The sequence below is a fragment of the Cryomorphaceae bacterium genome (genome assembly GCA_007695365.1).
Classification (GTDB): Bacteria; Bacteroidota; Bacteroidia; order Flavobacteriales_D; family SKUL01; genus SKUL01.
The window spans coordinates 1-6,936 of sequence record REDV01000020.1; the positions used below are offsets into that span (position 1 = coordinate 1).

A 6,936-nucleotide genomic window follows, 5' to 3' on the forward strand; every position below is an offset into this window, starting at 1 on the left:
AAAGCTGCATGGTTTTCTTTTTCAACGTGTGGTGCACATTGGTGCGGTAATCATATACCCACACTTCTTGTGTCCACGGCTTTTTTGAAGCGGGTCTGTTGTCGAAAAACAACACATTCGCTTTCACGCCATGAGCGTAGAAAATACCCGTCGGCAATCGGAGGATGGTGTGCAGTTCGGTGGTTTTCATCAATTCTTTTCGGACGGTTTCTCCCGCTCCTCCTTCAAACAGCACATTGTCGGGAAGCACGACTGCGGCTTTGCCGTCGATTTTCAGCAAACTGCGAATGTGCTGCAAAAAGTTGAGCTGCTTGTTGCTGGTTGTGGCCCAAAAATCCTGGCGGTTATAGCTGAGGTCTTGTTTTTCCTGCTCGCCCTCTTCGTTGGTGATGGTCATGCTGCTCTTTTTGCCAAATGGCGGATTGGCCAGCACGTAATCTACGCGAATTCCTTCATCGGCAATAAGTGCATCGTTGGGAGAAATGAAGGTGTCTCCGTCAATTTCGCCAATGTTGTGCAGAAACATATTCATCAGGCAAAGACGGCGCGTACCGGCCACAATCTCGTTGCCCGAAAAGGTTTTATTCTTTAAAAAGGCTTTCTGCTCGCGGTTCAACTGGTGATGATCGGTAATGTAGTCGTAAGCGGCAAGGAAAAAACCGCCCGTTCCGCAACTCGGGTCGTGAATGGTTTTCATCGGCTCGGGCGCTGCGCACTGCACCATGGCTTTGATTAACGAACGTGGCGTGAAGTACTGCCCTGCTCCGCTTTTGGTGTCCGCAGCGTTTTTCTCCAGCAGTCCTTCGTAAATATCGCCTTTGATGTCTGCCCCCACCATCGTCCACTGCTCTTTGCCAATCATATCAATCACCTTGAGCAGCTTGGCCGGATCCTGAATTTTGTTTTGGCTTTTGGTGAAAATCTGACCGAGAATACCTTTTTCGGTGGCCAGCGAACGCAACATCTGTGTGTAGTATGCCTCCAGCTCGGCACCGCGCTTTTTGCTCAGGGTTTCCCAGTTGCACAACGGGCCGTCCGGAATTTCATTTCCATCGGCATCTTTTATCCGCGGAAAATCGACTTTCTTGTTGTACGGCGGTTTGCTCATTTCATCTCCCATTTTCAAAAACAGCAGGTAGGTAATTTGCTCCAGGTAATCGCCATAGCCCACGCCGTCATCGCGGAGCACGTTGGCAAAATTCCAGACTTTGGAGATGAGGGAGGATTCGGTCATTGATTGATGATTTTTAATAGTTTTCTGAATACGAACAGGCTCGGACGACGGCCCACACCTTTCTCCATGCATTCGATAATTTCATTTTCTTCCATGGATTTGAGCAATCTCGCAGCACTGGATTTTGGCACCCCCGACCTGCGATGAAATTCCGTAGTATTAAATATCGGGGTAGAAAAAATGAAATCGAGACATTGAATGGAGAACTGTGAATGTGTTTGGCTGGCCATCTGTACTTTAATTGTGTCGTACAATTGATGCACCTTCCGCGTTTGATCAATATTCTTTTCGGCCTGTTGTACAATTCCCTCCAGGAAAAAACGAATCCAGTGCGTCCATTTGCCTTCATCGGTAATGGCCTTTAGTGCATCGTAGTATTCGCGCCGATTGTTCTCAAGGTACTGACTCATGTAAAAAACCGGTTGATGAATAATCCCCTTATGAAACAAAAACAGCGGTATTAATATTCGGCCAATCCGACCATTGCCATCCATAAACGGGTGAATAATCTCAAACTGAGCGTGAACAATGGCCAACTGCACCATCACATCTTTCTCTTCGGTGTGCAAATACTTTTCCCAATTGCTCAAAGCGTCAATCATGTGGGGAACCGCTGGTGGCACAAAACGCGCATTCTCAATAGTGCTTCCCGGACTTCCAATCCAGTTTTGAATCCGTCTGAAATTTCCAGGGTCTTTACTCTCGCCACGCACCCCGCTCATTAATATCTTGTGAATTTGCCGGATTACACCAAGGCTAAGGGGTTTGGTATCCATTTGAGTACGTGCTGTTGACAAGGCAATGCGATAGTTGATCACCTCCTGAATATCTCCATACCGCTCAGGACTGGCTTTTTGTACCGCTTCGTACTCCATCACTTCTTCGAGTGTGGCTTGTGTGCCTTCAATTTTTGAAGACAGAACAGCTTCCTGCGTGCGCAATGGTGAGAGAAGCACGTCTGGGTTGACAATGGACTGCAGCAAACCATCGTAGCGCGCCACAAAGCGATTTGCTTTACCCATGATATCTACAAATGCGGCCCAGTCTAAATCCGAAAGAGGCAGTTGATCAGTGACGAATGGTTGCATGTTTAGTAAACCAAAAGTGAATTAGTAAACTTTTTGTGAACCAAATGTACCTATTTTTGGGACACAAACATACTAGTGTATTACAAATGGTTTACAAATGTCAGAGAGAAGTTGACAATTCGAGAAGCCCTTTTTGCGCAACTTACACTTTGCATCAATGCATCAGGCAGATGAGGGTGGATTCAGTCATTGTTTAGGTAGTGGTTTAATTCCTGAACGAGCAAATATACACTGGTATATGGGTTCTTGTCGGCGAATTGCTCTTTATTATGGAGCCTTTCCAGCTTTTTGGCGTTTTTGATGGCATCCTTTTGACTCGCCTTTGGATCACTCTGAAGACGCTGGTATATTTTCGCACAAAAGCTGGGACGCTTCCCGCTTTTCACATAATTACAATCCCATTTGGAACTGAGTTTTTTATACATCTCATTTCTGGTGATTTGAGAAGTGAGATACTCGTAATGTAAAATAAACCAAAGCTCAAATGCATCATTAGAAAACGCTACGTATATGTCATTCCCCTCTGCAATTTCCACAGCCTTATTGACATCTTCTTTTTGATTGGATAGCTGGCCTGGTTTAATGTCCATATCAAAAACCACCCAATATTCGTAGTCATCCCCGTAGGATTCTTTTATAGCGATTGCATGCTGAACCAAAACTGTTTTTGACATTCCTATTCCAAAGGTTTTCACTTCGGCATTACCAAGCTTAAACGACCTGAAGTAAGCGGGCTCGGTGTTCTTCCCCTCGCAAATAATCACAAACGATTTTTGTATTTCTCTGGACTCCACCCGGTAAGGCTTCGATTCCATTTTTCGTCTTGCCCACGCTTGACCTTCATTGGTTTTCTTTATTGCCTTAGTCTTCTTCGGCATTGTATAAGTCTTTCAGTGAGTCCTCCAGCACGTTCAAATTGTTCGGCACCGCTCTGTACTTACCGCGCAAATAGTCTTTTTCGTACGACGCATCGTTACGAACTCCTTTAATTTCAACCAATGAATACAATTCGGTGACACCATTTTTTTTCTTGTTGGCAAAACAAATTTGATCACGACGAAGTAGGTTTCTGTCCAACAAATTGGTGTCGTGAGAAATAAAGATCAACTGGGCATTGTGTGGGTTCGTTTCCGGATTGTGATAGAGGTCGATAATTTTTCGGGTGAGTTTGGGGTGCAGCCGCGCATCGAATTCATCAATGAAAAAGACACCACCTCTTTCAAGTGACTTAAAAATAAATGGGCTCAAACCAAAAAGTTTCTTGGTTCCTTCAGCTTCCTGCGCATGTAATTCCAGGGGAAAGAACTCATCCTCTTTCCTTCCCTTTCTAAACAAAAGAACTGCAGGATTCTCTTTTTGCTCCTTTCTATGTGATGACGAACTATCATCTACTTTCAAAAATGATTCGTTAGTCTCATCCAATTCATAAAGGTCTATATTTTCAATAGTTGGGTCAGCCGATTGAAGCAACTTTAAAATTCTTTTCCTGACATTAGAATTTCTTGACTCTTGTACCGCGATATTCCAGGATACACTATCGGATAATCCGGGATTTGCAAAATAATCTTGTCTGAAATACTGATGAATTGCTTTTACAATTGGCCGGTTCCAGGCAGCCAACACAGCCAGAAACAGAGAATTACTTCTGTACAGTGGCACATTTTCAAACTTTTTAAAATCCTTGGCCTCACTGAGAGTCAATGGGTTTATTTTGATATCCAACCCACTTCTTTTGAACAGATACTTTTCAATCGTGGATTCATTAGGGTTCAATTGTTTCGCAAAAAGCCACTCTGAAAAAATCTCTGTTCTGGAAGCCTCAAATCCATAGCGGTAAATTGTCTCATTCAATACAAATACGATCTGAAAAAAAGTAGGCTCCTGAGCCGATTCGTAATCGAGTCCGAAAGGAATAATATTCTTGGCCAAAATTTCTTCGTCACTCAACGATTTATCAATGATATGCAACATTGCAAGAATTGCCCTGAACACATTTGATTTTCCGCTGGCATTCGCCCCAAAAATGGCTTTGGTTTTGAGCAGCTTTAAATCATCCGAAACGGTAATGACATTGCGCTCATCCAACTCCTTATTTTCTGAGGAAATCTTGGCTGCCTGCATTTGCAGCGTTTCTACTTCGCGGAATGACCAAAAATTACCTACACTAAATTCTATCAGCATATCGCCTTATTTGTGATTTTTCCACAAATTAAGGGATAATATCGACAAGCTGCCAAATTTTAACAACATATTTGAGCTTTTTGGAAACCGGACTCTACTATGACGATGTCATTATCGAAATGTTTGATTCTCCTGCGCACATTTCGTTTGCCCTCTTTTTGAACAACCGGGTATTCCTCGGTAGTTGCTTCTTGGTTAAGTTAACTCTCTGTAGATATTTTAAGCTTATGCCTTTCTTCCTATTTGATTCTGTATCCTCCTCACCAACTCCTCCGCCGGCTCCCAATCCGGTTCTTTTTTGCAGGCGGCCAATTCTGTGGCTGTGAGCAGTTCGCCCGAAAAGGCTTTTTTGAGAATGCTCTGGCGCAGGGCCTCGGCTTGCTCAAGGCTTTGATCAATGCTTTCGGAAAGTTTGTCGCATATTGAAAGTTGAGAAACCAGTTCATTTACAATCTGAACTTGTTCATCAATAGCACAAATAGGGATTGGAATTCTTTTTACATCTGACCCTGAAACCCCTGACTGACCCGCTGTAGTTCTAATTCGCTTTCTGATAAACTGGCGTGAAATACCTACGTTGACTGCGAGTTCGACATATTGAGAATGCATTGTGTTCGGATTCTTCAACCTGCACCTTATTAGTTTGTCAGGATAGTAGAGTTTTTTGTCTAATATCGGAACCCGAGCACAAACACCAACATATTCTCTACTGCCATTGTATCTCGTGAATAACAAGTCATTAGTCATTACTTCAAAACCTGCATCTAAAGGTTCTAATAAGTAGCGAACATCATTTGTGTCGATTTTGGATGGTCGAACAGAGCTTATCCTCAAAATTGGAAAATTACCTTCATCATCAGGCTTTTTCGAAAAACCATTTTTTACGCTTTCCATTAAGTCTTGTAATTCCAAAACTCGCCACCCTTCCGGCAACTTGTCTGAACCTTGATTTTTCTTTTGCGTTTGATCACCATTGTTTTGGTATGCTTCTGTTGGTTCGGCGGCTATATTTAACTCATGGTTCTCAGGGGCAGTATTTGAAAGACTAGGCTGACTGTTGCGCCATGCCTTCGTCAACTCACCCTCAAACGCTTTTTTCAACACCGCCTGGCGGTAGGTTTCGAGTTTTGCTTTGGCGGCTTTGAGGTTGGCTATGCCGTTGTCGAGCCCGCTAAAGAGTTGTTCTATTTTTGAAACAATGGCGCGTTGTTCGGGGAGGGGTGGGAGTGCAATCCTTTGTGCTAAAACATCCTTATCACGCACTGCTGGATAAGATGTTCCTGTTTGCAACTCATTTAAAGGTTGAAGAAATCCCTCATAAAGAGTAGTGTAAAATATGTACTTAGGATGTAGTGTGTTGCTTCTTCCTCTGATCACTGTAAACCCGGAGGAACAAACTTGATCGTCATAATGAGGATTACTAACTTGAGCAATGTTCTTTAAATATGTTCGTACTGTAGAAAAAAGCACATCCCCAACTTTTACTTTTTGTTGGGCCCTTGACGGAGCATCTTTCCATTGATAAACCTTATGATCAATAATTTGACTCAATTCATTGTCAATTGCTCCTATATCAAGGTAAATGAATGATTCTTCAAGAGGCATTTCTTTTCTCTTTATCTTGGTCGCTCTCACACAAACCCGCCCCAATTCTATTTCAACCCAATCCTTTCTCATTTTAATCAATTACGGAAGTTGAATCAATCTGAAACTGGCAAACAGTCGTTTAATGTATTCCATTGCTTCAGGCACGATTTCCGGCGGTACCAATCCAGTTACAAACCATGAAAGAACTATACCCATAAATTGATTTCTAAGTGATCGTTTGGGCGCTCTCTTTGACTCGGTTTTCAAAAAGGCAATGTCTTCTTTAATCTCAGCAACATCTACATTTTGACTTTCGAAATATTCGAGAAGCATAGTTAACTTTTGATCAAACATCTTAATTGTTTCATCATCAAGCAATTCCTCGTACGAGTCAAATCTATCTCCAAAAACCTCGTCCTTAACACTTTCAACTTCATCCCAAGGATTTACTACTTCAACATTTTCCCTTAAGTAATCGAGCCATTGTTTCAAGGAGACAAGAGTCTTTTCAAAACCTGCGATTTCAATATCCTTACGCATAGTTTGGTTGGGCCCTGGAGAAATATTGAAATACCCTTTATGGTTACCGCCCTTTTGGTACTTCATTTGAAACGCAGGAATTGCTTTGTATTTCAAATTGAAGGCTTCATTAGAAAGTGGTTCAAAATCAAATTCTGTAGGACGAAATCCACATTCGATAATAGTGTCAGCTAATCTCTTTTGTCGAGCTGGAAGCATTGCAAGGTTCATCTTCTCTTAATTTTTCAATTCCTGTTTAGTGCAAATATTTCCGGCATCTCATCCCACGTCCGTCCTTCCAGCACACGCCCGGTTTTCTTTTTGTTG

At 42.6% G+C, this 6,936-nt stretch carries 6 protein-coding genes; all 6 read right to left on the reverse strand.

What is annotated here, in order from left to right; all coding sequences use genetic code 11:
• Window positions 1–1,234: SAM-dependent DNA methyltransferase (locus tag EA392_00415; protein TVR42341.1), on the reverse strand; the 1,234-nt coding region annotated here is incomplete at its 3' end.
• Window positions 1,231–2,322, reverse strand: coding sequence for a Fic family protein (locus tag EA392_00420; protein ID TVR42342.1), 1,092 nt, complete (start codon window positions 2,320–2,322; stop codon window positions 1,231–1,233). The genes EA392_00420 and EA392_00415, both read right to left, overlap by 4 nt.
• A gap of 182 nt (window positions 2,323–2,504) precedes the next feature.
• A complete protein-coding gene (locus tag EA392_00425) occupies window positions 2,505–3,200 on the reverse strand; it encodes an RloB domain-containing protein (protein ID TVR42343.1) in 696 nt (231 codons plus the stop codon).
• Complete coding sequence (locus EA392_00430) at window positions 3,184–4,503, reverse strand: ATP-binding protein (protein TVR42344.1); 1,320 nt, start codon at window positions 4,501–4,503, stop codon at window positions 3,184–3,186. The genes EA392_00425 and EA392_00430 overlap by 17 nt, the downstream gene beginning before the upstream one ends.
• A 225-nt stretch (window positions 4,504–4,728) precedes the next feature.
• Window positions 4,729–6,189, reverse strand: a complete 1,461-nt coding sequence (locus EA392_00435; GenBank protein TVR42345.1) for a hypothetical protein — start codon at window positions 6,187–6,189, stop codon at window positions 4,729–4,731.
• Window positions 6,190–6,840 (reverse strand): hypothetical protein, encoded by a 651-nt coding sequence (locus tag EA392_00440; protein ID TVR42346.1) that lies wholly within the window; start codon window positions 6,838–6,840, stop codon window positions 6,190–6,192. It lies immediately after the preceding gene.
• Between the last annotated feature and the right edge of the window lie 96 nt (window positions 6,841–6,936).